At 31.7% G+C, this 25359-nt stretch carries 41 protein-coding genes and 1 pseudogene; 33 read left to right on the forward strand and 9 right to left on the reverse strand.

Annotation, left to right across the window (positions count from 1 at the left end; translation table 11 throughout):
- Positions 1–297 precede the first annotated feature (297 nt).
- From DM447_RS06145 to DM447_RS06160, 6 genes are all read left to right on the forward strand, one after another.
- Positions 298–504, forward strand: coding sequence for a hypothetical protein (locus tag DM447_RS06145; protein WP_112180379.1), 207 nt, complete (start codon positions 298–300; stop codon positions 502–504).
- Positions 497–628 (forward strand): hypothetical protein, encoded by a 132-nt coding sequence (locus tag DM447_RS18640; RefSeq protein WP_277871500.1) that lies wholly within the window; start codon positions 497–499, stop codon positions 626–628. Before DM447_RS06145 ends, DM447_RS18640 begins: the two co-directional genes overlap by 8 nt.
- A complete protein-coding gene (locus DM447_RS06150) occupies positions 625–1203 on the forward strand; it encodes a histidine phosphatase family protein (RefSeq protein ID WP_112180380.1) in 579 nt (192 codons plus the stop codon). The genes DM447_RS18640 and DM447_RS06150 overlap by 4 nt, the downstream gene beginning before the upstream one ends.
- A gap of 115 nt (positions 1204–1318) precedes the next feature.
- A complete protein-coding gene (locus DM447_RS06155; protein ID WP_112180381.1) occupies positions 1319–2152 on the forward strand; it encodes a nucleotidyltransferase in 834 nt (277 codons plus the stop codon).
- A 110-nt stretch (positions 2153–2262) separates the two neighbouring features.
- The gene (locus DM447_RS18305; protein WP_162632599.1) at positions 2263–2442 is read left to right on the forward strand and encodes a hypothetical protein; all 180 of its coding nucleotides are present in this window, start codon (positions 2263–2265) and stop codon (positions 2440–2442) included.
- A 175-nt stretch (positions 2443–2617) separates the two neighbouring features.
- On the forward strand, positions 2618–3160 hold the full coding sequence (locus DM447_RS06160) for a GNAT family N-acetyltransferase (RefSeq protein WP_157967351.1): 543 nt from the start codon (positions 2618–2620) through the stop codon (positions 3158–3160).
- Positions 3161–3659: 499 nt separating this feature from the next.
- On the opposite strand, the gene DM447_RS06165 is transcribed toward DM447_RS06160, so the two are convergent.
- Complete coding sequence (locus DM447_RS06165; protein ID WP_112180383.1) at positions 3660–3848, reverse strand: hypothetical protein; 189 nt, start codon at positions 3846–3848, stop codon at positions 3660–3662.
- 191 nt (positions 3849–4039) lie between these two features.
- Between DM447_RS06165 and DM447_RS06170 the strand changes: the two genes are divergently transcribed.
- The 20 genes and pseudogenes from DM447_RS06170 to DM447_RS06265 all read left to right on the forward strand — a co-directional run bounded on the left by DM447_RS06170 (position 4040) and on the right by DM447_RS06265 (position 16543).
- A complete protein-coding gene (locus tag DM447_RS06170; RefSeq protein ID WP_112180384.1) occupies positions 4040–4576 on the forward strand; it encodes an HAD-IIIA family hydrolase in 537 nt (178 codons plus the stop codon).
- A gap of 175 nt (positions 4577–4751) precedes the next feature.
- Complete coding sequence (locus tag DM447_RS06175) at positions 4752–5225, forward strand: GNAT family N-acetyltransferase (protein ID WP_338418771.1); 474 nt, start codon at positions 4752–4754, stop codon at positions 5223–5225.
- Between the two features lie 126 nt (positions 5226–5351).
- Entirely contained in the window at positions 5352–5489 is a 138-nt protein-coding gene (locus tag DM447_RS18735; protein WP_332871743.1) for a hypothetical protein, read from the forward strand.
- Positions 5490–5697: 208 nt separating this feature from the next.
- Entirely contained in the window at positions 5698–6570 is an 873-nt protein-coding gene (locus DM447_RS06185) for a phosphotransferase family protein (RefSeq protein WP_112180385.1), read from the forward strand.
- Between the two features lie 182 nt (positions 6571–6752).
- Entirely contained in the window at positions 6753–7220 is a 468-nt protein-coding gene (locus DM447_RS06190) for a histidine phosphatase family protein (RefSeq protein WP_232824175.1), read from the forward strand.
- A gap of 218 nt (positions 7221–7438) precedes the next feature.
- Complete coding sequence (locus DM447_RS06195; protein ID WP_112180386.1) at positions 7439–8044, forward strand: hypothetical protein; 606 nt, start codon at positions 7439–7441, stop codon at positions 8042–8044.
- Between the two features lie 203 nt (positions 8045–8247).
- Positions 8248–8427: a hypothetical protein gene (locus DM447_RS06200; protein WP_112180387.1), complete on the forward strand. Its 180-nt coding sequence runs from the start codon at positions 8248–8250 to the stop codon at positions 8425–8427.
- Positions 8428–8542: 115 nt separating this feature from the next.
- Positions 8543–9076, forward strand: coding sequence for a 2'-5' RNA ligase family protein (locus DM447_RS06205; RefSeq protein ID WP_199286613.1), 534 nt, complete (start codon positions 8543–8545; stop codon positions 9074–9076).
- Positions 9077–9219: 143 nt separating this feature from the next.
- A complete protein-coding gene (locus DM447_RS06210) occupies positions 9220–9720 on the forward strand; it encodes a kinase (protein ID WP_112180388.1) in 501 nt (166 codons plus the stop codon).
- 132 nt (positions 9721–9852) lie between these two features.
- Entirely contained in the window at positions 9853–10362 is a 510-nt protein-coding gene (locus DM447_RS06215; protein WP_112180389.1) for a GNAT family N-acetyltransferase, read from the forward strand.
- A gap of 101 nt (positions 10363–10463) precedes the next feature.
- Positions 10464–10679, forward strand: coding sequence for a hypothetical protein (locus DM447_RS06220; RefSeq protein WP_112180390.1), 216 nt, complete (start codon positions 10464–10466; stop codon positions 10677–10679).
- 130 nt (positions 10680–10809) lie between these two features.
- Positions 10810–11088, forward strand: coding sequence for a hypothetical protein (locus tag DM447_RS06225; protein ID WP_232824177.1), 279 nt, complete (start codon positions 10810–10812; stop codon positions 11086–11088).
- 95 nt (positions 11089–11183) lie between these two features.
- Positions 11184–11408: a hypothetical protein gene (locus DM447_RS06230; protein ID WP_162632601.1), complete on the forward strand. Its 225-nt coding sequence runs from the start codon at positions 11184–11186 to the stop codon at positions 11406–11408.
- 865 nt (positions 11409–12273) lie between these two features.
- A complete protein-coding gene (locus DM447_RS18815) occupies positions 12274–12423 on the forward strand; it encodes a hypothetical protein (protein ID WP_422385914.1) in 150 nt (49 codons plus the stop codon).
- Positions 12424–12620: 197 nt separating this feature from the next.
- Positions 12621–12869, forward strand: a complete 249-nt coding sequence (locus DM447_RS06240; RefSeq protein ID WP_112180393.1) for a hypothetical protein — start codon at positions 12621–12623, stop codon at positions 12867–12869.
- Positions 12870–13048: 179 nt separating this feature from the next.
- Positions 13049–13453: a GNAT family N-acetyltransferase gene (locus DM447_RS06245; RefSeq protein WP_332871749.1), complete on the forward strand. Its 405-nt coding sequence runs from the start codon at positions 13049–13051 to the stop codon at positions 13451–13453.
- A gap of 143 nt (positions 13454–13596) precedes the next feature.
- The gene (locus DM447_RS06250) at positions 13597–13980 is read left to right on the forward strand and encodes a VOC family protein (RefSeq protein ID WP_112180395.1); all 384 of its coding nucleotides are present in this window, start codon (positions 13597–13599) and stop codon (positions 13978–13980) included.
- A 172-nt stretch (positions 13981–14152) separates the two neighbouring features.
- Complete coding sequence (locus tag DM447_RS06255) at positions 14153–15034, forward strand: aminoglycoside 6-adenylyltransferase (RefSeq protein ID WP_112180396.1); 882 nt, start codon at positions 14153–14155, stop codon at positions 15032–15034.
- Between the two features lie 232 nt (positions 15035–15266).
- Positions 15267–15503 (forward strand): DUF3977 family protein, encoded by a 237-nt coding sequence (locus tag DM447_RS06260; protein ID WP_112182680.1) that lies wholly within the window; start codon positions 15267–15269, stop codon positions 15501–15503.
- 188 nt (positions 15504–15691) lie between these two features.
- Positions 15692–16543 (forward strand): annotated as a pseudogene (locus DM447_RS06265) (P-loop NTPase family protein).
- A 79-nt stretch (positions 16544–16622) separates the two neighbouring features.
- Here the strand turns inward: DM447_RS06265 and DM447_RS18310 are convergent.
- The gene (locus DM447_RS18310) at positions 16623–16790 is read right to left on the reverse strand and encodes a hypothetical protein (RefSeq protein WP_162632602.1); all 168 of its coding nucleotides are present in this window, start codon (positions 16788–16790) and stop codon (positions 16623–16625) included.
- A gap of 10 nt (positions 16791–16800) precedes the next feature.
- Here DM447_RS18310 and DM447_RS06270 point away from each other — a divergent pair, with 10 nt between their 5' ends.
- Both DM447_RS06270 and DM447_RS06275 read left to right on the forward strand, forming a co-directional pair.
- Positions 16801–17613 (forward strand): alpha/beta fold hydrolase, encoded by an 813-nt coding sequence (locus DM447_RS06270; protein ID WP_232824179.1) that lies wholly within the window; start codon positions 16801–16803, stop codon positions 17611–17613.
- A gap of 82 nt (positions 17614–17695) precedes the next feature.
- On the forward strand, positions 17696–18127 hold the full coding sequence (locus DM447_RS06275) for a hypothetical protein (protein WP_112180398.1): 432 nt from the start codon (positions 17696–17698) through the stop codon (positions 18125–18127).
- 177 nt (positions 18128–18304) lie between these two features.
- Here the strand turns inward: DM447_RS06275 and DM447_RS06280 are convergent, their stop codons facing one another.
- From DM447_RS06280 to DM447_RS06300, 7 genes are all read right to left on the reverse strand, one after another.
- The gene (locus tag DM447_RS06280) at positions 18305–18733 is read right to left on the reverse strand and encodes an RDD family protein (RefSeq protein ID WP_112180399.1); all 429 of its coding nucleotides are present in this window, start codon (positions 18731–18733) and stop codon (positions 18305–18307) included.
- Positions 18734–18776: 43 nt separating this feature from the next.
- Positions 18777–18917, reverse strand: coding sequence for a hypothetical protein (locus tag DM447_RS18315; protein ID WP_162632604.1), 141 nt, complete (start codon positions 18915–18917; stop codon positions 18777–18779).
- Between the two features lie 410 nt (positions 18918–19327).
- The gene (locus DM447_RS06285; protein WP_112180400.1) at positions 19328–19615 is read right to left on the reverse strand and encodes a hypothetical protein; all 288 of its coding nucleotides are present in this window, start codon (positions 19613–19615) and stop codon (positions 19328–19330) included.
- 93 nt (positions 19616–19708) lie between these two features.
- The gene (locus tag DM447_RS06290) at positions 19709–19984 is read right to left on the reverse strand and encodes a hypothetical protein (protein WP_112180401.1); all 276 of its coding nucleotides are present in this window, start codon (positions 19982–19984) and stop codon (positions 19709–19711) included.
- A gap of 182 nt (positions 19985–20166) precedes the next feature.
- A complete protein-coding gene (locus tag DM447_RS18320; RefSeq protein ID WP_117149137.1) occupies positions 20167–20391 on the reverse strand; it encodes a hypothetical protein in 225 nt (74 codons plus the stop codon).
- A 40-nt stretch (positions 20392–20431) separates the two neighbouring features.
- On the reverse strand, positions 20432–20779 hold the full coding sequence (locus DM447_RS06295; protein WP_112180402.1) for a DUF4181 domain-containing protein: 348 nt from the start codon (positions 20777–20779) through the stop codon (positions 20432–20434).
- Positions 20780–20896: 117 nt separating this feature from the next.
- Positions 20897–21355 carry an NUDIX hydrolase gene (locus DM447_RS06300; protein ID WP_198663158.1) on the reverse strand — a complete coding sequence of 153 codons (459 nt, stop codon included), beginning with the start codon at positions 21353–21355 and terminating at the stop codon, positions 20897–20899.
- Positions 21356–21627: 272 nt separating this feature from the next.
- Here DM447_RS06300 and DM447_RS06305 point away from each other — a divergent pair, with 272 nt between their 5' ends.
- The 5 genes from DM447_RS06305 (at position 21628) to DM447_RS06325 (ending at position 25347) form a co-directional block, all read left to right on the forward strand.
- Entirely contained in the window at positions 21628–21975 is a 348-nt protein-coding gene (locus DM447_RS06305; protein WP_112180404.1) for a DUF805 domain-containing protein, read from the forward strand.
- A gap of 248 nt (positions 21976–22223) precedes the next feature.
- Positions 22224–22598 carry a GntR family transcriptional regulator gene (locus DM447_RS06310; protein ID WP_112180405.1) on the forward strand — a complete coding sequence of 125 codons (375 nt, stop codon included), beginning with the start codon at positions 22224–22226 and terminating at the stop codon, positions 22596–22598.
- 2 nt (positions 22599–22600) lie between these two features.
- Positions 22601–23290: an ATP-binding cassette domain-containing protein gene (locus DM447_RS06315; protein WP_112180406.1), complete on the forward strand. Its 690-nt coding sequence runs from the start codon at positions 22601–22603 to the stop codon at positions 23288–23290.
- Entirely contained in the window at positions 23287–24117 is an 831-nt protein-coding gene (locus DM447_RS06320; protein WP_112180407.1) for a hypothetical protein, read from the forward strand. Before DM447_RS06315 ends, DM447_RS06320 begins: the two co-directional genes overlap by 4 nt.
- A gap of 12 nt (positions 24118–24129) precedes the next feature.
- Positions 24130–25347, forward strand: coding sequence for a hypothetical protein (locus tag DM447_RS06325; protein WP_112180408.1), 1218 nt, complete (start codon positions 24130–24132; stop codon positions 25345–25347).
- Positions 25348–25359 lie beyond the last annotated feature (12 nt).

Here is a 25359-nt window from a genome sequence, read left to right on the forward strand (position 1 = left end):
TAAAGTGTATTGGAAGCCAATTAGCGATTTTAAAAATGAAAAAATACTGTTAGTTCCAGAAGAATTATTAAATTTGCTTTGAAATGGTTGCAAACTTCTTCTTGTGCTAACAGGTGCAAGAGTTAAACAAGGGGTCGTCGATTATGACGATCCTATTTTTATGTACCGGAATAATTATTGTAATTTTATGTTAAAATTAATATGTGAACTAAAGTACTTAAAGTAACGGGCAGTAATCTTTAATAAGGGTTATGGATTTATATGGTAACAAAACAATATTAAAAATGGGGTGATGTTGTGGGATTTTATTATTTTATAATTCTTTTCATAGGAATTTTCTTCATTGTAGGTGCAGTTATCCAGGCGGTTAAGTATAGTTCTTTGTTTAAAAAGAAAGTTATATTTTCAGGGGTTATAGGATTTATGTTAATTGGTTTATCAATCTTTTTATTTACACCAGGTAGCTCCGATATTATCGCTGAACTTTTGAGATTAAATGGATAGAAACATTCAACTAACGGGTGCAATAGTGGAACAAGCATTGTTGATGTCGCAGCTCCTATTACTTGTTGTACTAAAGGGCAGGATAGCTGAAGAACAGATAGTTAAGAAAAGGGTGGCACAATGATAACGATAGGACTAATTAGGCACGGAATAACTGAATGGAACTCCTTGGGTAAGGCTCAAGGTGTAAGTGATATTCCCTTAAATGAAATTGGCAGAAAGCAAGCCTCTGACATTGGTGATAGGCTTCTTCTTGAAGAACAGTGGGATATGATTATTACGAGTGACTTATCAAGGGCAATTGAAACAGCGAACATTATTGGTACAAAAATTGGCTTGCCCAGTAGTCATATTGATAAAAGGGTACGAGAAATAAATTGTGGACAAATTGAAGGAACTACGGAAGAACAAAGAATCAGAAAATGGGGTAGTGAGTGGCGTAATATAGATCTAGGAATGGAAAAGTTCGCAGATGTATCTAACAGAGGAAGAGATTTTTTAGAGGATATAGTTTGTACATATAAAGGGAAACGAATTTTGGTAGTGAGTCACGGTGCTTTAATCGGTTTAACATTACAAAGATTACTGCCACAAAAATTCCAAAAGACTTATATTGATAATACATCTATTACTATTTTAAAAAATAGAGAAGAAAAATGGGATTGTATTTTGTATAACTGTACGAAACATTTAAAATAACTACCTATTCTATTTAAGCTAATGGTGAGCTTATCTTCAATAAGGATTTGCACCCTTGTTCCATTACAGGGCAGGTTTAACAGGAACAAATAAAAGGAGAGTTACGTAGACACAAATTAAAAATATTGGGTGCTTTTGTCCGACGGATATTAAAGGATTTATAATAAATGATTCGAGTCTAAACAAAATTAAACCTGAATTTTATAAGGTGATTCAAAAAGCAGTAGAAAAATATAAAACTCACTTAGGAGAAGACCTACATAGTATTTATATTAGAGGGTCCATTCCTCGTGGGTTAGGTATAGATAGTGTTTCAGATTTAGATACAATAGCCATTACAAATAAAGAAACCAATGATATAGACTTGAAATGGGTAGACAAGGTTGAACAAGAATTAAACAAGAAATACAACTTAGTAAATGGAGTGGAACTTAGTTTCTATTACATAAAAGATGTTTTAGAAACAAATAACTTCTCTATTATACCTTTTATGATTAAAACACATAGTATTTGTGTATATGGAGAAGATTTAAGCGTCCATTTACCTAATTATAAAGTAGATAAAACACTTGGTAACGAACATCTAATGAATATAAAGAATCAAATTCAACAAGCAAAAGAAGACCTTGATGGTAATGAGGATATTGAAGATATTTTGGATTGTTGTGGATGGATTATGAAAATCATAGTTAGGGCAGGACTTGCACTTGTGATAGAGGAAGAAAACAAATATACAAGAGATTTATACCCAGCATATAGGATATTCTCTGAACACTATCCAGAAAAAGAATCTGAAATGAAACTAGCCCTTAAATATGCTATTAACCCAGTAGAAAATCCAAATGAAATTATTGATTTTTTAGATGATATGGGAAATTGGATGGTAAATGAGTCCGAAAAGTGGTTGCAAGTCTATAATCCAAAAAAGGTTAGAAATATGGATTTATAGAAAACTATGGATCGGGTTGTGAAAAATGGCATTTAATTGAAAGACGAATACAAAAAGAGTGGGAAACCACAAGACTTCTTGAAGACACAGCTTACGTTTTCTATTTTCAAATGAATAATGCTACAACTCAATTTCTGAAAGAACGTAGTAATTCTCTTTTTGATTGGATTGGTGAACTACCAGAAGATTTAATGTTTTATCATAATGATAAATGTATATTAGCTGTGTGTTCTCACGAAGAATATTTTTTAGTGGAAGAAACGATTTGGGCTAATTTTTTATTGAACTAACGGATGCAAGGTTTAAACAACGGGTCGTCGATTATGACGATCCTATTTTTATGTACCGGAATAATTATTGTAATTTTATGTTAAAATTAATATGTGAACTAAAGTACTTAAAGTAACGGGCAGGTTAGTTAAAGAGGGGTTATTTTATAGATGTTGATTCAAGGGGGATAATTTGGTGGAAGAAAATATTAACATTATTCGGTTTTGCGACAATTACTCTGACTTGGAAGCAATTGGAGAGCTTTATTGTGTTACTTTTTCAACAACAATAAACTATTCACTTGAAGATAAAGAAAATGCAATAAAAAACATTAAAAAGCACACGAGTTATGAAGGGTTTAAAGGTTTTAAAGCAGTAGATGACAAAGGAAATATTGTAGGCTTTACATATGGCTATACAAGTTTACCAGAACAGTTTTATAGACAAAAAATTGCTGAACAGTTATCAAAAAAAGAAATCAATATCTGGTTAAATTATTGTTTTGAATTTGTTGAAATAGCAGTAAGTCCTTCCTATAAACGTTCTGGAATAGGAAGCAAATTACACGATGCGATATTAGAGAGGAATAAGCATAAAACTTCTGTACTAACAACGGGTATTGATAACAGTCCAGCAATAAATTTATATGGGAGAAAAGGTTGGAAATTGATTAAAAAAGATGCTCCTGTTATTTCAGAAGATAATTTACAAGTAATAATGGGTAAAGAAATAAATTAAGTTGTTAAGCTAACTGGTGCGTTAGTGCAAGAACAGTAGCTTAAGTTATGGCTCAGAAGGAGGGGTTTTTGTGAAAGGCGTATGGAAAATTATGCATTATATCGAGTGTGATATTTATTGCTTGCGGCTTAACATTAACGATAACTTTCTTGGGTCTAGGTTTTGTATTTGCTGGAAGTCTTTGCTTATTCAAAAATTTTCCATTTAGTTAATAAAACTTATTTTACGTTTCTATTATCAACAATTATGGAACAAGATTATGAAAGAAAGTAGGTAATAATTATGACAAAGAGAAAAAAGAATTATCTACAGGGGTTGCTAATACTTATTATTCTTGTACTTATGATATATACATTAGACTTACCTAAAGTTAGTAGTTTTATTACAATCGGTGTAGTAACAGTTGTAAATGTTTTGTTTTTTGAGTTATTTATATTTAGGGATAAAAATACAAATTAAGAAGGTTAATTTGTGTTTTAATTTTTTGAAAATACTAATATTAAAAGACTATGCTACCATGTTTATTAATTTTATGTCTTTCTATAAGTTCTTCTCTTTTCATTTTACCAGAAAGAACAGCTTTTATAATTTTCTCTGATTCTTGACTAATTATATTTCCCTCGATTTCTATTGTTGCTTTTGCTTGTCGGAAAATATATTTAAGCTTTTCAGGATCTGTAATTTTCATAAAATCCCTCATTCATTTTTTTAAAAAAAGAAGATGAACAGGATTCGGCTGGGTAATTTCTTAATCGAAAATTGTTAAATGATGTACTTAAGCTAACCGGGTGCTTTACTTCAATAAGACGCATAAATCAAAAGACCTTTAAATTTTTTTGTGAATATTTAGTAAGTACATGTACAGGGGGACAAGAGCTAATGAAAAATGAACGGAAAATAGAAGCTATATTTTTAGACAGAGATGGAACAATTGGAGGAGATGACACTGTACACTATCCAGGAACATTTGAATTATTTCCATACTCACAAAATTTGATAGATGAACTAAAGAAAGCTGGTGTAAAATTATTCTCATTTACCAATCAACCAGGGATTTCAGAAAGGAAAGTAACTATACAGGACTTTACTGAGGAACTAATTAGATTTGGTTTCGATGATGTTTTTATCTGTCCACATAGCCATAGTGAAGGTTGCATTTGCAGAAAGCCAAATACAGGTATGCTTATCAACGGTGCAAAAAAATATAATTTAAACTTGGAAAATTGTGTAGTCATTGGGGACAGATGGAGTGATATGTTAGCTGGTTCTAAAGTCAAATGCATTAAGATACTTGTAAAAACAGGGGCAGGTCAATCAGCATTAAATGAACACTATGACAAAATAAGAGATATAAAAATTGAATATATTGCAGAAAATCTCAAAGATGGAGTAGAGTGGCTTAACATTAAAAATTAATTTGTATATTGAAAAATTACGTTTTTGCGAGTGTTTTTTGAGAAAGATATTACATTTAACAGGTAGTTGTGAATCTATACACTTAAACTAACGTGAGCAATAGTTGAACAAGCTGTTGCTCCTGTTGGGATGCTAGTCGGAGGTTTGTGGAACAAGTTAATTGATTTTACAAGGAGTGATTAAAATCAACTTTGAGGAAATTGATATAAAGAAACATCGAGATACAGTAGTTGAATTTCGAAAAGGCTCATTTAAAGTAAGTTTTGGTGATACATCTGGATTTGGTGAAGAAGAGGATTATCTACGTTGGTTAGATAAAAAAATAAAAGATTTTCCTGAAGGTTTTGTTTTAGTTGAAGAAGACGGAAAATATATAGGACAACTGGAGTTAACAATTCGTGCTTATGAAGGTATTGCCATTGGTTATGTAAATTTGTATTATTTAATACCCGAAATGCGTGGGCTTGGTAAAGGCAAAGAATTACACGATTATGCAAAAAAAGTCTTTTTAAACAATAAAGTTAGTGAGTATCATCTAAGAGTTTCCCCATCAAATACTACTGCGATTAAGTTCTATCATACAATCGGAATGGAAGAAATTGGTCCAGAAGTTGATGGGAAAGTAATTAGGCTGAAAGGTTATTTATAAAAAATTATTTTGCTAACGGGTGCTTTAGTACAACATGGAAAAGGCGTTTTTTATTCAATTAACGGGCAGGTTTGTTGAATAACCTTTTAATACTAACAAAACTAAACCATGAAATTAGGGAGAAGTATGAACTTTATCATTAAAGATATGGATGAAAATTTAGCAAGACAGACAATAAGTTGGATATATGAAGAACCCTATGACTTTTATAATAATGAATTAAATGAAGAAGGCATAAAAGAACGGAATACGGGGTTCACATAAGGTTAACTTTTGCAACATTTAATAAAAGAGCAATTCATTTATATGAAAAGATAGGGTTTGTAAAGCAGAACAAGTTCAATACTGATTTTGCAGAGTTCATTACCATGATTAAAGAAAATTAGATGATAGGTGCAACAATCGATTTATGGATACCATTTAATGAGGATTTGAATTAGAAAATAGAATAGACTGAAAAGGAAGTATCACAATGAGTAGTAATTATATTGAAAGTATTAAACAGGTTTATCCTGACCTTTCTATTAAAGACTATTACCCTAATGAAATTGGACAAAATAATGATGTGTTAATTATAAACAAATCTATAGTATTTAGATTTCCAAAATACCAAAAAGGAATAATACAATTAAAAAAAGAGACTGAAATTTTAGAATACATTAGAAATATCGTTTCAATTCAAATCCCACACCCAATATATAAATCTTTTGATAAATTAGAGCCAGGAAAAGTTTTTACTGGATATAACCTAATTGATGGAGTTCCTTTTTGGAGGGGAAGCTTAGAAAAAATTAAAAGTGTTGAATTGATAAAAGGGTTGGCATTACAACTCGTCGGTTTTCTTAGAGAAGTGCACTCTATTTCAAAGGAAAAAGCACTTGATGTTTTGACACTGGATGATAACAATCCATGTAAAGAAATGTCTGAACTATTTGATAAAATACAAAATAAACTATTTCCTTATATCAGAAAAGAAGCTAAAAACGAAATAACTCAATCTTTTAAAAATTTTATAAACGGGAAAGGGTTAGATGTGAAAACTACACTTATACATGGGGATTTCGGAGCATCTAATATCCTATGGAATCCAGAAATAAGTAGGATTTCAGGCATAATAGATTTTGGTGGTTCAAGTTTAGGAGACCCAGCGTATGATTTTGCTGGAATACTTTCCAGCTATGGTAAAGATTTTTTTAATATGTGTATTAACCTATATCCTAATGGAAATGAAATATCTGAACGTGTGAAATTTTACAAAAGTACATTCGCTTTACAAGAGGCTTTGCATGGGGTTGAAAATAACGATAAAAAAGCGTTTGAATATGGAATTAAAGATTATAGATAGATACTTATTCCACTAACGGGAGGCAAGAGTTAAACAAGGGGTCGTCGATTATGGCGATCCTATTTTTATGTACTGGAATAATTATTGTAATTTTATGTTAAAATTAATATGTGAACTAATGTACTTAAAGTAACGGGCGGTAATGTTTAATAAGAGTGTTATTTTAATAGAGGTGATTTTTAATGGAGCTAGTATTTATTAGACACGGACAAGGGGAACATACCTTAGATTCACCTTACAGTTTACATATTTCAGACCCTGCTTTGACTAAAGAAGGGATAATTCAAGCAAAAACGCTTAGAAAACAATTTCCTTTATCACAAACAGATGTAATTATAATTAGTCCTAGTAGAAGAACTTTACAGACTGTAAAGTTTTGGAGTGAAGGTATAGAGTGCAGGAAAATAGTAAGTCCGTTAGTATCTCCGAGAATGTTTCCTCAAAAATCTAATGGAAAGACGTTACTTTGTGATAAGCTTTTTTCGAAGGAACAAATAAAAGATGAATTTTCAGATTGTGAAATTGAAGAAAACATATCAAATATATATTGGTCTAACGGTATAAATACGGTTTCAGAACAAGAGTTTAAAGTCATTGCAGAAAAATTCCTGAAATGGTGTAAACAAACTTGTAAGATAGAATATATGTAGTTTCTCACGATGGAACAATAACTTCGTATAGACAATTTATTAGTGGTAAAAAACTATCCCGAAATGATTTCCCCAAAGAGACAGGTTGGATAAAAATAAATTATTAAATCTTCAACAAACGGGTGCTTTCGTTTAATAAAGAATTGCACCCTTGTTCAACCATAGAAGCAGGTTAGCGAAACAAGAAAAAAATCTATTTACTTTTTTAGGAGATTAATATGTTAATATCTACAATGATTATTGGCTGGGCAGGAATTTTAATTTTTTTGATTATTGCTTTTACATTTCAAAAGATGGTTAAAAATAATGAGTTTGCCTTCTTGCACATATTAATGGCACTAATGTATGCGATGTGGCTTCCTTTACCATTGGCTTTATATCAATTGCTTAATTCGGAACTTCTACAAGTTGGCACGATATTTGGGTTAGCATATTTACTTATGTTAGTGATTACAATGGAACTTCAAACAGGTCATATTACATTCATTGTAAAACAAAATGATGATATGGCAATTAAAGATAAACAAGCAGATTATATGATGGCAACTTTATCTAATCCGTTCGAAGGGTTATCAAATGTGTTCAAGTGTATTTGGGCATTATTTTTGGGAATCACTTTTTGGAATAGCAGCGAAATATTAATGGCAAGTCTTATGTTTTTATACAGTTTACTGCTATTTTATTATTTATTTATAATACTGGATACAAGTTTAATAAAACGAGTTAAGTTGTTTTCTAAGGTAAAACCGAATCCATTTATAATTAACCTCGAAACGCTATTTTTTTCCATTATATTAATGAGCTATATTACTTTGAAAATTTAAAGATATAATCTAAATTCAAATTTTTGTGAAGTAGTTTACTTAAAGTAAACGGAGGGTTTAGTGGAACAAGGAAATGTTGATGTCGCAGCACCTATTGTTTGTTGAGCTAACGGACAGGTTAGTTAAATAAGGATTATTAAATATATTACATTCGGAATCATTTTTAGTGCTTGTCCGTATGGAATAGAAGGAGTGATTTGAAAGTGATAAATAACACCATATTTAACATTGCAATCGCAATTATATTTTTTGGTTTATTCATAATAGGGATGGTTTTTTCGGAAGAATTTGAATTACTAATCTTAATAGGAATTATTGGTCTGATTGGCTTTTCTTATCTTGTCTTTCGTGTAGTAACTATGTCAAAAGCAAACCAAAGATAACTCCCTTCAGTATTCAACTATCGAGTGGGAATCTTTAACAAGGTATTCGCCTTTTCTTCTCTAAGTACGGAAGCAGTAACGTAAAAGAACTGAAAACCAAGCGGGAGTTGATTGTTTGAAGTATTTTATTGGTATTGTTCCTATGGCTGAATACAAGTCCAAAGTGTCAGCGTTTCGCAGTAGATGGGGAAATAACAATACAGATGAAGTAGTTGAACCTCATATAACCTTAAAAGCCCAGGGTGGATTAACAAAAGATTTAAAGTGGTTAAGTAAAGTAAAAAAGGTGTGTTCTGAAACTAATTCATTCCATCTAAAACTTGAAAAGCCAATGTTTTTTGGAGAGGATATTCTATACTTAAGTGCATCATCAAACAATCTTCTTGAATTACATAGCAAAATAGTTAATGCTGTCGCTCCTTCACAAGAACTAATAGAGAGCTATTTTGAATTAGATAATTTTGTTCCTCATATGACCTTAGGAAAAACAAGTTATGGATTAACAAAGCAAGAACTAAAAGATATGGCAAAGTCAGTAGAAGAGGAACTTATTCCTTATCCTATATTGAACGTAAATTTTGTTAGAGTTTATCAAGAAATAGAACCGAATAAGTATATTAAATATGAAGATATACCTTTTGGAGAGTAAGAGTTGTTAAGCTAACGGGTGCTTTCGTTTAATAAGGACTTGTACTCTTGTTCCACTATAAGGCAGTTATCTTGAATAAGGAAAAATTGATTATTAATTTGAAGTATTAAAAGTAAGATATAAAAAAAAGGGTAGGGAATTTTATGGAGTCTAAGCTAATTATCTTACGAGGCAATTCGGGGAGTGGAAAAACTACGACTGCGAAAAACCTTCAAAATCATTTAGGTCATGGAACTCTTTTGGTTTCTCAGGATGTCGTTCGTCGTGATATGTTGAAAGTTCACGATAGGGATGGAAATCCTTCAATTGATTTGATTCTTCAAATTGCAGAATACGGAAGAGGTAAGTGTGAATTTGTTATTGTGGAAGGAATTCTAAATAAAAGCCGTTATGGTGAAATGCTGAATGAGTTAATCCAGTTCTATAACCAAGAGGAAGCATACACTTATTATTTTGATTTATCCTTTGAAGAAACGGTCACACGTCATAACACTCGTGACAAAAAGATGGAATTTGGAGAAGACTCTTTACGTGACTGGTGGAATTCAAACGATTACCTCGGAGTGCAGGGAGAAACACTATTTACTAATGATATGTCGCAAAATGACGTTTTGAAACAGATTTTAACTCAATTACAAAAGTAATTATACCTTTTAGCTTCTTCAACAAATGGCTGCTTTAGTGGAACATGGTGCTGTTGACGTCGCAGATCCTATTGCTTGTTGAGCTAACGAAGCAGTAAAGTTGAATAAGAAATTAAAGAATTGAGGTGTAATATGAATATAAGGAGAGCGGTTCCAGAAGATTCGAGAGGCGTTGCAAAAGTGCAAGTTGACAGTTGGAAAACCACTTATAAAAATATTGTGCCGGATGAGTATTTAAACAAAATGACATATGAAAGCAGAGAACAGAAATGGAAAGACATCATTTCTGACCAAACAGTATATATAGCTGAAACTGATAATGGTGAAATAATTGGCTTCTCTAATGGCGGAAAAGAAAGAACAGGTAAATACCCTAATTACAACAGTGAATTATATGCAATTTATATATTAGAGGCTCACCAAAGAAAAGGATTAGGAAAATTTCTGCTGGAACCGATCATTGAAGATTTAAAAGAAAACGATATATATTCTATGATTGTTTTAGTATTAGAAGAAAACAATTCTCGTTTATTTTACGAGTCTTTGGGTGCTGAAAAGATTGATATTGTAGAGATAGAAGTTTTAGGAAAAAAGCTAAATGAACTTGTTTATGGTTGGCAAGATATAAGAGCAATAATTTAATGTGCTTCTTCAACTATTGGGTGCAAGAGTTGAAGAAGTAATTGTCGTTTCAGCAGTTCCTATTGTGTGTAAAGAAACAGATTGAATAAGGGAGGGATTATATGGTTTTTGAAACATTAACTGGGCAACTATCAGTTGTGCTTACACTTGCTTTCGGAGTGTTGCTAATTGTCCTTTTTCCCATTATAAATAAAGAAAATAAATACTTTGCTTGGTTTAGTTTTGTAATGGGTGTAATAGTTTTATTGCTTTTATTATGGTTCACATTTGGCAACGAGGTAATTAGACATCAGATATTAAAGTATGGACTTCATTAGAAAATCTTATTAAATTAACGGATGCATTAATGAAAGAAGAAGTTGTCATTTTAGCAATTTATATCGCTTATAGTGCTAAATGGTAGGATTATTAAACAGGATAAGTGAATAAATGAGGAAGGATATTGTTTTGCATAAGAGAAAAGCAGGAGATATTTTAGGCTTTACATCTATATTAACAGTGATAACAAGTATCATATTTTTCTATATCCAAAGAGGCCCAAATGCTGATATTTACTTTGGTATTACCATTTTTAGCATTTTATCGATTGTTGGTATTTTATCTGCTATATTCTCTTGGTTAATGTCTAAACGCCTTATTCTTTTAATGATCGCCTTATTAGGTAATGGATTTGTTTTGATTTTTACGTTCTTTTTATTACTAGCAATGGGAATTAGTGAACCATAAAAAATTTATCTTAAACTATCAGGTGCGAATGTTCAATAAGACCAGTCCCTTCTTGTACAAACGGGCAGTTATGTTCAATAAGGCTTAACATTTTTATGGTAAAATGTAACAATAAATTATGTGGTGTATTGGTGGTGATTATTATTATAAATATAATTATTATAATTGCTATGATTTTAGCAATTATTGGTTCTATTAAAGCTTGGATTAACACAAATACAATTCTCGAAGACTTATCGGAGATAAAAAAAGAATTAGGAATTAAGGAAAATAAAATAAAGCATTTCATACATGAAGATGATAAAAATGAAGGGAAATAAGTTCATATTCAACTAAACTAGCAACTAGAAGCACCAGTGCTTATTGTGCTAACGGGTGCAAAAGTTGAATAAGCAGTCGAATCCTTGTTCAACTATAACAGCAGGAATGTTTAATTAGTTATTAGAAAAATTGGGGGTGTTTTTTGTGTCTAATAAAAAATATCATAGGGCTTTTGGTGTATATGGAATATGTGTGAAGGATGGAAAACTATTGGTGATAAATAAAAATGGTGGTCCGCAGCAGGTGGTTTGTTAGTTATCGGCATACTTATGTCACTTGACGGGATTAATGGTAAATTGTATATATATAGGTTAGTTTTTTTCACATCTCCCTTTCGTGGAGAAAAACAATGGAATTCTTAGCGAGATAATGTGTAGTTTTCTTTTTCACCAACTGGTGCTTTCGTTTAATAAGGAATTGCACCCTTGTACAACTATAGGGCAGGTTTGTTGAAAATCTTACTTTAACATTAGGGGGTATAAAAGTGGAAAGATTATTAAATATGAATGTGAAAAACTGATTTTTATTAGCCTATGTATTTTTAACTATTGGCTTAGCTATCACATTGTGGGGATTAAATTTATGGGAACTCAAATATATTTTTTATGTGTTTATCCTTATAATGTTTCAAATTGCATGGGTTAACCTAATCTTTAAACACAGGGAGTCAGAGAAATCGTTGGTTAACTATATGATAGTAATACCTACTGCATTGTATATGATTTTAATGATTAAATACTTGTCTGCACCTTTAGCTATATCAATCTTCATATCACTCCTAATGTTAGTTCCGATTCATTTCTTAGAAAAATATATCCGATATTCACTTATACAAGAATAGATTGCTCATAATCATATATAGGAATTCACTTTGAATTAGGGAAGGGAATATATCAGTTTAAAGATGGTGACAGGCTTAATCTTGATAGACTTGAAAGAGTTTACAGTCAAGCATTGTCTATTTTTAATTATCTCTTCTCTGAACAGGATGAAATTTTTGGATTGGATCGCTAAATATAATTGAGAAGAGATAGAACTAAATCTTCAAATAACATAATGACTTTTATTGTTGTGCTAACGGGTGCTTATCTGGAACAAGGGGTATAGACTATATTTCGAACTGAAGAGTTTAATAAGATAATAATATTATATGGTAAAATAATGGTAACAGATGTTTTATGGGGTGATAATTATGAGAGGAGGGTTATAAAATGGGTAATATTGATAAAAGAAATCGATTAGATGAAGCACCATTTAGCTACAAGGTTACCAAAAATAATACTATTCTTATCAATTATAATGGAAAACAAGTAAAAATATTAAAAGATAAAGACGCTGAAAAAATATTAGAGAAAATTAAAATAGCTGATGATGAAAAAGAAGTTCAACTGATATTGGCAAAGATAACAGGAAATTTTAAAAGAGGAAATGAACGTAATGTGAACTCAAAGAATATGTGAAAATCATAAACAAGTTATTCAACAAACGGGAACTTATTTTGAAGATGGATTAAGCTAATCGGATTGAGGTATTAATTGACAGAGGAACGAGGTGAAAAAGTGCGATTACAAATTTCATTAATAGTATTAATAATAATAATTTTATTGCTGAAGAAAAGTCTAAAATTACAAATTATATACTGAGGCAACTACCAGAATGGTTTGGTATTGAAGAAGCTATTGTCAAATACGAAAATGAAGTAATAAGTACAGATTTTTATGTTTATTACCTCTCAGATAAACCAGTCGGATTTATAAGCGTCAAACCTATTAATAAGTACACTTCAGAGATATACGTAATGGGAATCTTAACAGAGTATCAAAATCGAGGTATTGGAAAAAAGTTGTTAGAAACTGTAGAAGAAAGTTTAATTAAGAATAATATTAAATTCTTTATGGTCAAGACTTTAGGTGACTCACATCCAGACAAAAATTATAAGAGTACAAGAGAATTCTATTATAAAACTGGTTTTTATCCATTAGAAGAAATCAATGAAATTTGGGGTGAAGAAAACCCATGTTTGATTATGGTTAAAAATTTATAGGATGAAATTCAGTTGTTTTTTTACTGATGGGTGGCAATAGTGGAATAAGCTATCGCTTCCATTGTTAAATTAACGGGCAGGATAGTCAATTAAGGAATCAACAAAAGTTGTTAAAAACTAACCAATATTTAGGGAGATAGAAAATGAAGAACCTTTTAATAGAGTCACACTGTATATTTCCAACACAGGATATAATAAAAACCGCAAATTTTTATGAACAGAAAATGGGATTTAAGGTTGTTCACTATTTGAAAGCGAATGAACCCCATATTTGTTTGTATCGTGATGCAACAGAGATAATCTTAATCAAAACTAATGGACAAAAGGTAATTCCAAATAGAGACTTATATGGATATGGGTATGATGCTTACTTTATTACAAAAAATCAAGAAGAACTTCAAGAAGAACTGGTTAGTTCTAATGTTAAGATAGTCAATTCCTTAACTAATACAGATTACAATAATAAAGAATTCGTAGTTGAAGATATAGACGGAAGATGGATTGCTTTTGGAATTAAAGTTGGTTGAAGGTTGTGAAGAAATGTACTTAAACTAACGGATGCTTACTTCAATAAGGATTTGCGCCATTGTTCCACTAAAGCAGCAGTTTAAGTAAAAGAAATTATATTAATTTTCAATGATTTTTGTACCGAATTTGCATGCATGAAAGAAACTTTCTGTTTACAGGGGATGAAAATTCGTGAGAAGTGAAAAAGAGATGTTTGATTTAATATTAAAGGTAGCAGAACAGGATGAACGAATCCGAGCAGTATATATGAACGGTTCCAGAACTAACCCTAATGTTCCGAAAGATATTTTTCAAGATTATGATATTGTATTTGTAGTGACGGAAACAGCATCTTTTATAGAAGATGCAAATTGGATTAAGATTTTCGGGGATTTAATAATGCTTCAAGAACCTGACAAAATGGATAAGCGATTTGGGTTTGATAGGAATTTTGAAAGTTCATATGGATATTTAATGCTTCTTACTGACGGAAGTCGAATTGACCTTCATATCAAAACAAAAGATTCAATGATTAATGGTTATGTCAGTGATAAACTTACGGTTCCATTATTAGATAAGGACAACCTTTTACCAATCATTCCTCCGCCTACAGATATTGACTATCAAGTGAAAAAGCCTTCGGAATCAATGTTTGTGAGTTGTACTAATAATTTTTGGTGGTGTTTACAAAACGTTGCAAAAGGAATTTGGCGAGACGAATTGCCATATGCAAAATTAATGTTTGAATATACCACGAGGGCATCACTTGATGAAATGGTATCATGGTGGATTGGAACAAGATATAACTTTCAAGTCTCAACAGGTAAGATGGGAAAATATTTTAAAAATTATCTTCCAGAACCATATTTGGAGATGTATGTAAATACTTATTCTGATAGTAACTATAAGAATTTTTGGGATTCCATAATTCTCACATGTGAGTTGTTTAGAACTTTAGCAGTGGATGTTGCAGATAACCTATCATTCACATATCCAATTGATGATGATAAGAATATGACGAAATTCCTTAAACATGTAAGATATTTGCCTTCTGATGCAAAAGACATTTTATAAAAAAATATTTTTTTCATAATTAAATTGTTTAACTAACGGATGCAAGAGTTAAACAAGGGGTCGTCGATTATGACGGCCCTATTTTTATGTACTGGAATAATTATTGTAATTTTATGTTAAAATTAATATGTGAACTAAAGTAATTAAAGTAACTGGCAGTAATGTTGAATAAGGGAATAAGGGCTTAATGATGAAAAAAATAATATTGTTCGGTCATTGGGGTGAGCAGATTTTGAAATTCATTGAATTTGGAATAGGAAACAAGTGGTTAGTTAGGACTGAAACAGAATTAGAAGATGGCACGGAATATGAGGAGAAAGGAATAAAAGGTCCAATAAATTTCTTCTCCTTGTATTTAAGAATTTGGATTGGTACAACCGTTGTAATATTAGATTTAAAAGAAGGTATTAAAAGACAAAAGAAAAACCGTAAAGCATTTAAAGCTATATTTGGTATAGTCAGTTGTTAAGTCTTGTTTCACTAATGGGAACGGTTGCATTAGTGGAACAAGCTGTCGTTGACATTGCAGAACTAACGAAGCAGTTGAAATTAAACTGAATTGTAAAATTACTATAATATTGATTATTAGGTGCGAGTTCAGTGGACAATTATTTTAAATTAAAATCCTTTATTTTGTCATTGAAAGGGGCAGATTTTTTGAATACAAAATTGATAATAGTAGAAGGGCTTCCTGGATTCGGGAAATCCACCACTGCAAACTTACTATACGATATTCTAATTGAAAAAAATATTGACGTGGAGTTATTTCTTGAAGGAAATCTCGACCACCCTGCTGATTATGAAGGAGTGTCTTGTTTTAATAAATCTGAATTCAAAAGTATGTTAGTGAATAGTGGTATTTTTAGATAAGTAATTAATGATAGCGTTACGAAGAGAGGCAACAATTATTTATTGCCATATAGAAAAATTAAAAATGAATATGGATCTAATTTTCCTGATGGTTTATTAAATACCATTTTAAAAAATGACATATATGAATTGCCATTAGAAAAGAATCTTGAACTAATAACTGAAAAATGGAGGGATTTTGCAGATAAAGCCAACAACGAAAATAAAACTTATATTTTCGAATGCTGCTTCATACAAAACCCTTTAACAATCGTAATGGTTAAATATGGTGAGCAAAAGGAAAAAGTTATAAGTTATGTCAGTGCATTAGCGAAAATCATAGAAAAATTAAACCCAGTATTGTTTTATATAGAGCAAGATGATTTAGAATTCTCATTCAAAAAGGTATTTAATGAAAGACCAAAAGAATGGTCTACTGGATTTATTGAGTATTATACAAATCAAGGTTATGGGAAAATAAACGGGTATAACGGTTTAGAAGGTACAATTAAAGTGTTGGAAGCAAGAAGAGATGTTGAAAGAGAAATATTTGAAATGTTAAATATAAAGAAAACAAAAATTGATAATTCACTATATGAAACTGCTAAATATAAGTCATGGATAAATAAAAAATTGAATTTATTTGAGGTTCTAAATTAATGTAGTGCTGTATTTAACAAAAGAGCGCAATTCTTTAAGTTAAAGGTCTAATTTCTATTTATATCGTGAATTGATGTACTTAAACTGCCGGTTGCGATTGTTGAGCAAGAATAGTCGCTTCTTGTGCTAAAGAGGCAGAAGTTGAAGAAAGGTATTTAGGAGGAATAATCATCATTTCAATTTTACAAGTAAAACAAAAGAAGATAGAGATACTTAGGAAAGGTAACAAAGGGAAAGTAATTGTCATTCTAACAGGGATGGGCTGCTCCTTTGATGAGTGGTACAACATTACACAGGCTTTAGGTGAAACAAATAGAGTGGTTATGTTTCATCGACCTGGACTTGGAGAAAGTGAAATTAGTAATGAAGTTCGTAATACCGAGGCTGTTGTTGAAGAATTGAATGATTTACTGTCAGTTCTTGGAGTTATCGAGCAAATTATATTGGTTGATCATTCATATGGTGGGCTGTGTGTACAACATTTTGTTAAAAGTTATCCTAAAAAAGTTGCAGGAATCGTATTAGTGGATTCAACTTCTGTGGATTTAGAGGAATTAGACACGTTAGATTTACCTGTATTGGATGAAGATGAGACTGATAAAATTTGGTTAGAGAAATGTAAAACATATGCTTCAATGGAACAAGAACAATTAAGGGGAATAGTAAATCCTACTCTTTCTGAAAAGCTAAATTTAGTTCCTAAAGAGATTAAACAACGATTATTAGATTTTCAAGTAAGACCTTCTTTATACAAAGCAATGTATTCTGAAATAAGTAATTGGAAACAAGATGCCAAGGTGATTAAGTCCTTAGAAACAACTCTTCATGTACCACTTATTGTTATAGGGAGAGATAAAGAGTTTAGCATTAAGATGGAAGCTCAAAGTGGTTTACCAGAAGAAAAACTACGGATCTTTGAAGAAAAATGGCAAGAACTCATTATAAAACAAGGAAAAATCTCTAACAATAGCATTATTGTATTCGCACGAAGCTCAAGCCATTCTATACATATTGATAGACCAGACATCTTTATTCAATCAGTTTCTGATATTGTGAATAAATGTACTTGAAATAACGGGTGCAAGATGCTGCCATTGTTAAACTAACTAGCAGGATTGTTCAAGAAGAGATTAATATAATTGGGGGGATAAAATGAAATATTTCTTGAAGTTAAATGCTATTAGTATTCTATATGCTTTAATGGTATTTATTCCAGTTCAACTTATGGTGAATGTTTATAGAATAAGTAGACTAACAAATTGGGAAATAGGCACGGTTAATATATTAACTGGTGTTATTCTTCTAATTGAAGTAATCATTGGCACAATAATTCTTTATTTCTTAACAAAAAAATGGTTAAATGGGCGAAAAGCAAACCTTTGGACTATCATTTTATGGATACCATATTTTGTGCTTTTCATTTATATTTTCACAACTTTATTCCCGATAACTTACGGTGGTGACGATCCTAACCCTGCCTCTGGTCTTTCAATAATTGGAGGGTTGATAATGTATCCGTTTTATATACTAATTCTTAATTTCTTTAGTATCACATCTGAGAAAAAAACAATTAAGACTCCTTGATAAAATAAGGTTGTGAAGAATTGTACTTGAATTAGTTAGTGATTTGTATAACTACATTATACGGTTGAAAACTAAGATATCCTTGTTGAACTAACAATAGTTTGCCAATTACTACAATCCTATTTTTAAAATAAGATGCTAAAAACTTAAAAATGGCGGCGGTAGCTTATTCTACTATTAGCCCCCTTTATTTGGTGGGTTTGTTGTAACATACGTTTGTGCAATAAAGTCGTGAATTGCACGTTTATCTTCTCTTAGCCCTACCATAAAGGCACTTACAATCAATCCTATTCCTAATGTTAGAATATAGGCTATTCCTGCAACTATATCCCTTAATATCATTGTGCCAATTCCAACTTTTTCCCCATCGACTCTGACAATGCGATTTCCTGCCATTCTTCTACCTAATGTGTATCCATACCAGAAAACAGGTATTATCAGGGCATAGATGAATCCTAATATATCAATCGGACGAAAATTAGTATCATTATAAAATTCTCCATATATAAGTAGCGAGATGAACCCTGTCACTATAAATATAATAATTAAATCTAATATTCTTGCTACAAACCTATTCCCAAAACCTGCTGGATTATTAATATCCATACAAAAACTCCTTTCATGATCTTCTCTTAAACATTAAATACGCTTAATTATTGTTCTTGTTAAAGAAAAGTTGATTAGTGATGTATTCACGATTATCAATTTCAGTTATTATTTTGTTTTTCAATTCATCATCAACATCACTATTGACCCAAATATTCACTTCTATTTCTTTTGTTTCTGTCAAAATTACTTCGACATTTACTTTTGTATATTCTGGTATGTATTCCTGTACTATAGCTGTTACGTCTTCTATTGCCGTTTTTTTGAAACTTTCAAATTCGTATCCATCCGTAATTTGTTTATTCCCAATATTTTGCCCTACATAGAATTGAATGTCTGGTTGATTTATTTCGTATGCTCGTGCCTGATAGGTATTATGGATAAGGTCATAGGAGATATCACTGATTATAAAATCACTTTGGTATTCATTCTCTAAATGGTTTTCAAATTCCTTGTTGTATTTATATAAACTCTAGGGTGTTCCATAATTAAAAAAGAAAACAAAACTACCAATAAGGATGAAAGACACCCAAAAGATTTTGGATTTTAATAATTTCACTAAAATTCTCCTTTTTATCTTGGCTATATTGTCCTCTAAAATTCAGTGGGACCACTCATTTGGGACATAAGTAAAGCAAAAACGAAAAATGCTCCACTTCCAAATGCGATAATTATCGCTAAAATCGCAATGGAGTTTTTTTCTGTATCTTTAAAAATAGCTATAAAGCTAAAAATCAAAGATAAAATGATGGACAATGAAACAAGAAAAAAACCGAAATCAGGATGGATTCTTATTAGTCCATATATTAAAGCAAAGAAAAATGGCATTGAAAATATGCTTAATAGTAATGACCAGTAGCTTATCCAAGAGAAATTTTTCAATTTAATCACTCCTCAAATATTTAACTATTCTGCCTCCTTAGCATAAGGAACGAATGTCCTTATTAAACAATAGCACGCGTTTGTTCAAAGAGTTTAGGCTTTATCCTTAAATGTTTTATAATATTCTTGTCCTAAGATTATTAACCCTAATATAGTTAATAGAACTCCTACAATAAATGGAAAACCTAAAAATAAAGACTGTACAACTTCACTGCCATATTGCTCTGCTCCAAAAATTGCATGCCATAATTTCGACTTACCAGACCATTCTGTTATATTAGTTGCGTAAATTGACCCAGCTAAAATAATTGTTAAAGTAACTAATAAGCCACCAAGCATTATAAATCCACCAATTACAATCCTTTTCATTATTTGCCCCCTTATTTTTATTGCCATCTTATTCTTCTTTACCTCAGCTAATTTCACTAAATTGCTCCGTACAACAAGCAAATGTTCGTTAATGTTATTAGTCTATATACATCTTCGTGAGCATTAATAATACAAAGAGAAACCACGCTTAATAAAGTGGTATACGTAATATTACACCCATTTTAAAAAGGCGATCGTGTAAACCACCAAATTAAAAGTAATATAACTGCTACAATAAACCAAATAAATGCGATAACATATTTTCTTTCAGTCTTCTTCTTTCCAACATTAGCAGCGACTACACCACCAATTAAAGCAATAGTTATTGCTAACCAAGTCCAAAAAGTCATAGAAACCCAACCCATCTTTAAATTTAATTCAACAAATTCATTGAATATTATTGCCACGTTAGTTCCATAAGAAATAGGAGCAGCGACATATTACCCGTTAGCTGAAGAAGATATAAGCAACAACACCTAAACTAAGCCAAGTAAATGTATCTAGTAATGAATAGTAGTATAACTTTTCCTCTTTCTTGTATAAAAATTGTTCTATGCTCATCAAAACGTCAAATAATGCAAAAGCAATGGGCATTAGGATAAAAAGGTTTGCATTAGGAAATATAAATGGAATAGAAAGATAAACGATAATACCACAATAGAAAATCGTAGCGAATAATTTATTCTCATGCTGAATCCATCTAAAACCTCTTCTGGATATAGTTAACCTTTTCTTAATTGCTCTATTTATAAATATATAAATAATTATGATAACGAATATAATTAAATATCCCATGTATTAATACACCTCTTCTAACTTATAAACACGCCACTACAGTATGTTTCTCTATTGATATTAACCTGCCTTTTGCAGGATAGAAGCTATTGCATTTTCAATTACTTGTTTAGCTAGCTATTGCTCTGATTTGTTGAAGAATAACTCATTTTGTGAAAAGTGTATTTTAATTATATACTGTGTTTTCTCAATTAAATTGAAAGGGAGTTTATTTAGTGCGAAAAACTTCAAATCTGTGCTCTCTCCATCATTTATAGATAATTCGCCACTTACATTAGAGGTTGTGTAAACAGCATTTACTCCAAATATTTCATCACCATTAGGGTATTTGAAGCATTCTTTTTCTCCAGACAAAATATCAACAAATTCTATGTCTTTAGCCTTTAAGCCAGTCTCTTCATATAGTTCTCTTATAGCCGTTTCCTCTAAACTTTCTCCATACTCCATAACACCTCCAGGAAATCCCCATTTGTTAATATCAGAACGCTGTTGGAGTAAAGTTTCTCCTTTTTTGTTAAAAACAACAACTGTTGCTCCAGCTACAAAGAGAGGCTGCGTTCCAATAAGTTTTCGCATATCTTTTATATAACTACCCACATAATAACCTCATCTCTTTAATTCTTTAAGTAACCTGCTGTGTTCGTAGTATAAGGTTAACCAGATTTTTAGTTTTAGAAAAATTCTTAACAAACTCTATACTCATTTTAACATAAAAACCCATATCCTTTTTCATAACAACTAGATTTTTCCATCCTGAACAGTCCTTTCGTTGTATCATTGATTAAATTTTTGTTAGAGTAATAATGTACATAATTAAGTAGAAAGCGAATTAAAAAGGAGGGTTGAAAATGGAATGGTATGTAAAAGTAATAAAAAAGTATGCAGAGTTTAGTGGGAGATCAAGACGGACAGAATACTGGATTTTTACATTATTCAATACAATTATTGGAATTATCCTTACAAGTTTACAATCAATCAGTGAATTATTTGTTGTCTTAACCGTGTTATATTCTCTATTTGTTTTAATACCAGGTATAGCAGTTACCGTGCGTAGACTTCATGACATTGGTAGAAGCGGTTTTTGGATTTTGATTAGCTTTATCCCGATTATTGGTTCTATTATCTTATTTGTATTCACTTTACTAGATAGTGAACAAGGCGAGAATAGATACGGACCCAATCCTAAATTTGAATAATTTATTTTTTTTAGAAAAAATCAAAGCCGATCTTCCAACTAGGGAGATCGGCTTTGATTTTATATTATTATAAATTGCAGATGAGAGAGTATTTAGTGGTTTTCTTTTTCCTCAAAAATAAAATTTTGAATTGTAGTTGACTTCTGAGGTGTATTAACCATATAATACAGATATAAATAGTGTATGAACTAATTAATACACACACTTCAAAAGTGGATTGCATAAAAGCGTGTATAGGAGTTGTTTTGATGAATGTGAAGCTGAATAATCGTGATCCAGTCTATTTACAAATTGTTCGGTATTTTAAAGAGAAAATTGCAATTGGTGAATTCGAACCTGGTGATGAAATACCATCAAGACGCGAGTTGGCTGGTCGGATGAAAATTAATCCCAATACCGCACAACGAGCGTATAAGGAAATGGAGGAACAGGGATTGATTTATACGGAAAAGAATCTTCCAAGTAAAATCACGACAGACCAAAAGACACTAGGTATGGTGAGAGAAGAATTGCTGGTGGAAGCTGTGGATACGTTTGTAACATCGGTTCGAGCGATTAATGTTCCAGTAGATGAATTACTTGATCTGGTTAAATCTAAGTACACGGATGATGAGGAGGCGTAAGTATGATTGAAGTTAAAGGGATCGAGAAGAAGTATGGGAGAAAGAAAATATTAAAAGACGTGTCTTTTACAGCGAACAAGGGTGAAATTACGTGTTTGATTGGAATAAATGGAGTAGGAAAAACAACGATTTTAAATGCAATTATGGCGCTAACACCTATTAACAAAGGGCAGATTTTAATTGACGGAGAACCGCTAGATAAAAACTCCTTTGAGAAAATCACCTTTATTCCAGATGCAATTACAATGCTTCCGCATATGACGATTGCAGAGACAATGGATTTTATGAATGACTTTTATACATCTTGGAATCAAGATCGTGCAACGGAATTACTAGGTTTTTTTCGACTAAATAAAGAAGAGAGAATTTCAACCTTATCCAAAGGAAACACAGCAAAAGTTAATCTGTTACTCGGTTTAGCGCTTGATGTCGACTATGTATTAATGGACGAACCATTTTCCGGTATTGACATGTTCAGTCGAGAAGAAATTGCCAATGTTTTCACGAGTCATTTAATTGAGGGACGCGGGGTTATCATTACGACACATGAAGTAGGGGATATTGAACATTTAATCGATAAAGTTGTCTTACTGGATAACGGCTGTGTCACAAAGGAATTTAATGCGGAAGAAGCACGTGAAGACGAAGGGAAATCTGTCATTGATGTGATGAGAGAGGTGTATCAAAGATGAAGAATTATTTAAAGCTCGTTAACTTTGAATTTAACCGTGTGGTAAAATTATTTGCCGTATTATTAGGGATCACGTTTGTTGCACAGATGGCTGGGGTGTTTTTTCAGTCAAGAAAGTATCTTGATCAGGCGAATGAACAAATCTATGAATTGATGATCCCGAAAGAACAGTTTTTAGCAGACTTTGGCCAGATGAGTTTTATTGATGTTATTAATAGTTTATGGTTCTTGGGGCCAATTGCATTATGTGCGGCAGGGGTAGGATTCTATATCTTTCTGATTTGGTACCGTGATTGGTTTGGCAAAAATACCTTTATCTACCGTTTATTAATGCTACCAACAACAAGATTGAATATCCTTTATGCCAAACTTACGGTGATTTTAACGATGACACTCGGTTTGGTTGCCTTTCAACTTATTATTTTACCAATCGAAATGATGCTTCATAAAGGCATGGTAACAGATGAATTTCGCTTGGATATGAGTTTGACAGAAATTTTGGCAAGTACTGGATTAAACATCATTATTCCACAAAGTCTCACACAATTCTTTATACATTATGGATCAGGGATAATGGCAGTTAGTGTTCTTTTTACCGCGATTTTATTGGAAAGAAGTTTTAAGTGGAAAGGAATCCTCGCAGGAATCGTATACGGTGCGCTTGCAGTAGGCGTATTTATATCGCCATTGCTTTTACAGGACTTAGTATTAGATGGATTCTTCTATCCAATTGAATTGTTTGTTATTGAAATTGTTCTGGTTTTGATTGTTATCATAGTATCTGTTTGGCTGAGCGGATTCTTATTGAAGAAAAAAATCACGGTATAAGGAGTGAGTAAAATGAAAAAGTACTGGAAATTAATTTCCACCACAGCTATTATTGTACTAAGTATAGGAACGTTTTATGTGAACGTTGCTTTGTCAGCGGAACAATTCCCGACGTTTGTGATTAAAACGGTAAGCGGTGATAAAGCTGAGATAAAGCCATTGGTGTTGCAGGGATATTACGAGGAAACTAATAGTTATGTTAGCAATAACTTAACTATCACAACAGAAGGGTCTACATACATGGGCTATACCTTTCTAGATCAATTGATTGGACAGCCAGATGTGATGATCGAGGAATTACAGGAAGAGTATCGAGGCTTTATGCGTGGTAAAACGACCTGGATAGATTTGTTTTATGAGGATGAGCAGTATTTAGCTTATGGAGATGTAAGTTATAAGATGGGTTCCATGCGCTTAAGTGATTTTAAGTTTGATGTTTCTCTTTTAAATAAAAAAGATGTGGACACGAATGCCTTCACCTTAGAGGTTCCTAATGGTGAAAATTTAGAATATATGTCTGTTGATAGTGTTCAACTAAATGGTAATGAGCTAACCCTAATTACTCAAAATTCGATCCTGAAAAATGATGAGTACTATGATGAAAAACATATTTACACGATTAATATAGATGATCAAGCGATAAGTAGTCATGAAGAACTTTACCAGGTTACACAAGGCGACGGTAATACGTACACTAATGTCCAATTGGTTGAAACAAGTCCTACCAATACGAATGAACATATTATTCTTTTGAAAACAGAAGAAGAAATGATGGAAGAAATGGAATCTTCTAGAACAGTAGAAATGAATCAAGAAATCATTTCCTATAATCTAGTAACGAAAGAAAGAGAAACCATTGATGTACCAGAATTAAATTTAGAGGAGAACCAACTTAGCTTCTTTGAAGGTTCGACGCTTTATTTTACAAAAGTAGCCGAACAGGAACTGGTAGTCACTCCTTATAATTTAATGGATGAGCAAGTAGGCCAGGCAATAACTCTACCACTATCTAGTGACAATGAGGAAGGTGTTCAACCCCCAATGATCATGGTGAATAATGGTAAAATCTATGTGGCGGAATCACAGATGAACAAGGATCTTGATGCTAATGTAGTCGTTGCAGACTTGAACACTGGTGAAACACTTTTTGAAGGCCAAATTGCTTTAGAAGATTCCTCTGAAGAAATAGGAAATTATGAATTATATATTCATGAAATAGTATTGAGATAAAATTGAAAGGCA

The sequence above is a fragment of the Paraliobacillus zengyii genome (assembly GCF_003268595.1).
Classification (GTDB): Bacteria; Bacillota; Bacilli; order Bacillales; family Amphibacillaceae; genus Paraliobacillus_A; species Paraliobacillus_A zengyii.

Bases quoted from the DNA above. Each gene is read 5' to 3' on its own strand.
- DM447_RS06275 (WP_112180398.1), top strand. From the start codon at position 17,696: ATGAAATATTTCTTGAAGTTAAATGCTATTAGTATTCTATATGCTTTA.
- DM447_RS18305 (WP_162632599.1), top strand. From the start codon at position 2,263: ATGAATAATGCTACAACTCAATTTCTGAAAGAACGTAGTAATTCTCTT.
- DM447_RS06230 (WP_162632601.1), top strand. From the start codon at position 11,184: ATGGTAAAATGTAACAATAAATTATGTGGTGTATTGGTGGTGATTATT.
- DM447_RS06195 (WP_112180386.1), top strand. From the start codon at position 7,439: ATGTTAATATCTACAATGATTATTGGCTGGGCAGGAATTTTAATTTTT.
- DM447_RS18310 (WP_162632602.1), bottom strand. From the start codon at position 16,790: ATGACAATTACTTTCCCTTTGTTACCTTTCCTAAGTATCTCTATCTTC.
- DM447_RS06320 (WP_112180407.1), top strand. From the start codon at position 23,287: ATGAAGAATTATTTAAAGCTCGTTAACTTTGAATTTAACCGTGTGGTA.
- DM447_RS06290 (WP_112180401.1), bottom strand. From the start codon at position 19,984: ATGAAAAGGATTGTAATTGGTGGATTTATAATGCTTGGTGGCTTATTA.
- DM447_RS18640 (WP_277871500.1), top strand. From the start codon at position 497: ATGGATAGAAACATTCAACTAACGGGTGCAATAGTGGAACAAGCATTG.
- DM447_RS06300 (WP_198663158.1), bottom strand. From the start codon at position 21,355: ATGCGAAAACTTATTGGAACGCAGCCTCTCTTTGTAGCTGGAGCAACA.
- DM447_RS06295 (WP_112180402.1), bottom strand. From the start codon at position 20,779: ATGGGATATTTAATTATATTCGTTATCATAATTATTTATATATTTATA.
- DM447_RS18735 (WP_332871743.1), top strand. From the start codon at position 5,352: ATGAACTTTATCATTAAAGATATGGATGAAAATTTAGCAAGACAGACA.
- DM447_RS06210 (WP_112180388.1), top strand. From the start codon at position 9,220: ATGGAGTCTAAGCTAATTATCTTACGAGGCAATTCGGGGAGTGGAAAA.
- DM447_RS06305 (WP_112180404.1), top strand. From the start codon at position 21,628: ATGGAATGGTATGTAAAAGTAATAAAAAAGTATGCAGAGTTTAGTGGG.
- DM447_RS06170 (WP_112180384.1), top strand. From the start codon at position 4,040: ATGAAAAATGAACGGAAAATAGAAGCTATATTTTTAGACAGAGATGGA.
- DM447_RS06310 (WP_112180405.1), top strand. From the start codon at position 22,224: ATGAATGTGAAGCTGAATAATCGTGATCCAGTCTATTTACAAATTGTT.
- DM447_RS06185 (WP_112180385.1), top strand. From the start codon at position 5,698: ATGAGTAGTAATTATATTGAAAGTATTAAACAGGTTTATCCTGACCTT.
- DM447_RS06150 (WP_112180380.1), top strand. From the start codon at position 625: ATGATAACGATAGGACTAATTAGGCACGGAATAACTGAATGGAACTCC.
- DM447_RS06220 (WP_112180390.1), top strand. From the start codon at position 10,464: ATGGTTTTTGAAACATTAACTGGGCAACTATCAGTTGTGCTTACACTT.
- DM447_RS06190 (WP_232824175.1), top strand. From the start codon at position 6,753: ATGGAGCTAGTATTTATTAGACACGGACAAGGGGAACATACCTTAGAT.
- DM447_RS06270 (WP_232824179.1), top strand. From the start codon at position 16,801: ATGGGCTGCTCCTTTGATGAGTGGTACAACATTACACAGGCTTTAGGT.
- DM447_RS06325 (WP_112180408.1), top strand. From the start codon at position 24,130: ATGAAAAAGTACTGGAAATTAATTTCCACCACAGCTATTATTGTACTA.
- DM447_RS06215 (WP_112180389.1), top strand. From the start codon at position 9,853: ATGAATATAAGGAGAGCGGTTCCAGAAGATTCGAGAGGCGTTGCAAAA.
- DM447_RS06240 (WP_112180393.1), top strand. From the start codon at position 12,621: ATGGGTAATATTGATAAAAGAAATCGATTAGATGAAGCACCATTTAGC.
- DM447_RS06315 (WP_112180406.1), top strand. From the start codon at position 22,601: ATGATTGAAGTTAAAGGGATCGAGAAGAAGTATGGGAGAAAGAAAATA.
- DM447_RS06165 (WP_112180383.1), bottom strand. From the start codon at position 3,848: ATGAAAATTACAGATCCTGAAAAGCTTAAATATATTTTCCGACAAGCA.
- DM447_RS06280 (WP_112180399.1), bottom strand. From the start codon at position 18,733: ATGGATATTAATAATCCAGCAGGTTTTGGGAATAGGTTTGTAGCAAGA.
- DM447_RS06250 (WP_112180395.1), top strand. From the start codon at position 13,597: ATGAAGAACCTTTTAATAGAGTCACACTGTATATTTCCAACACAGGAT.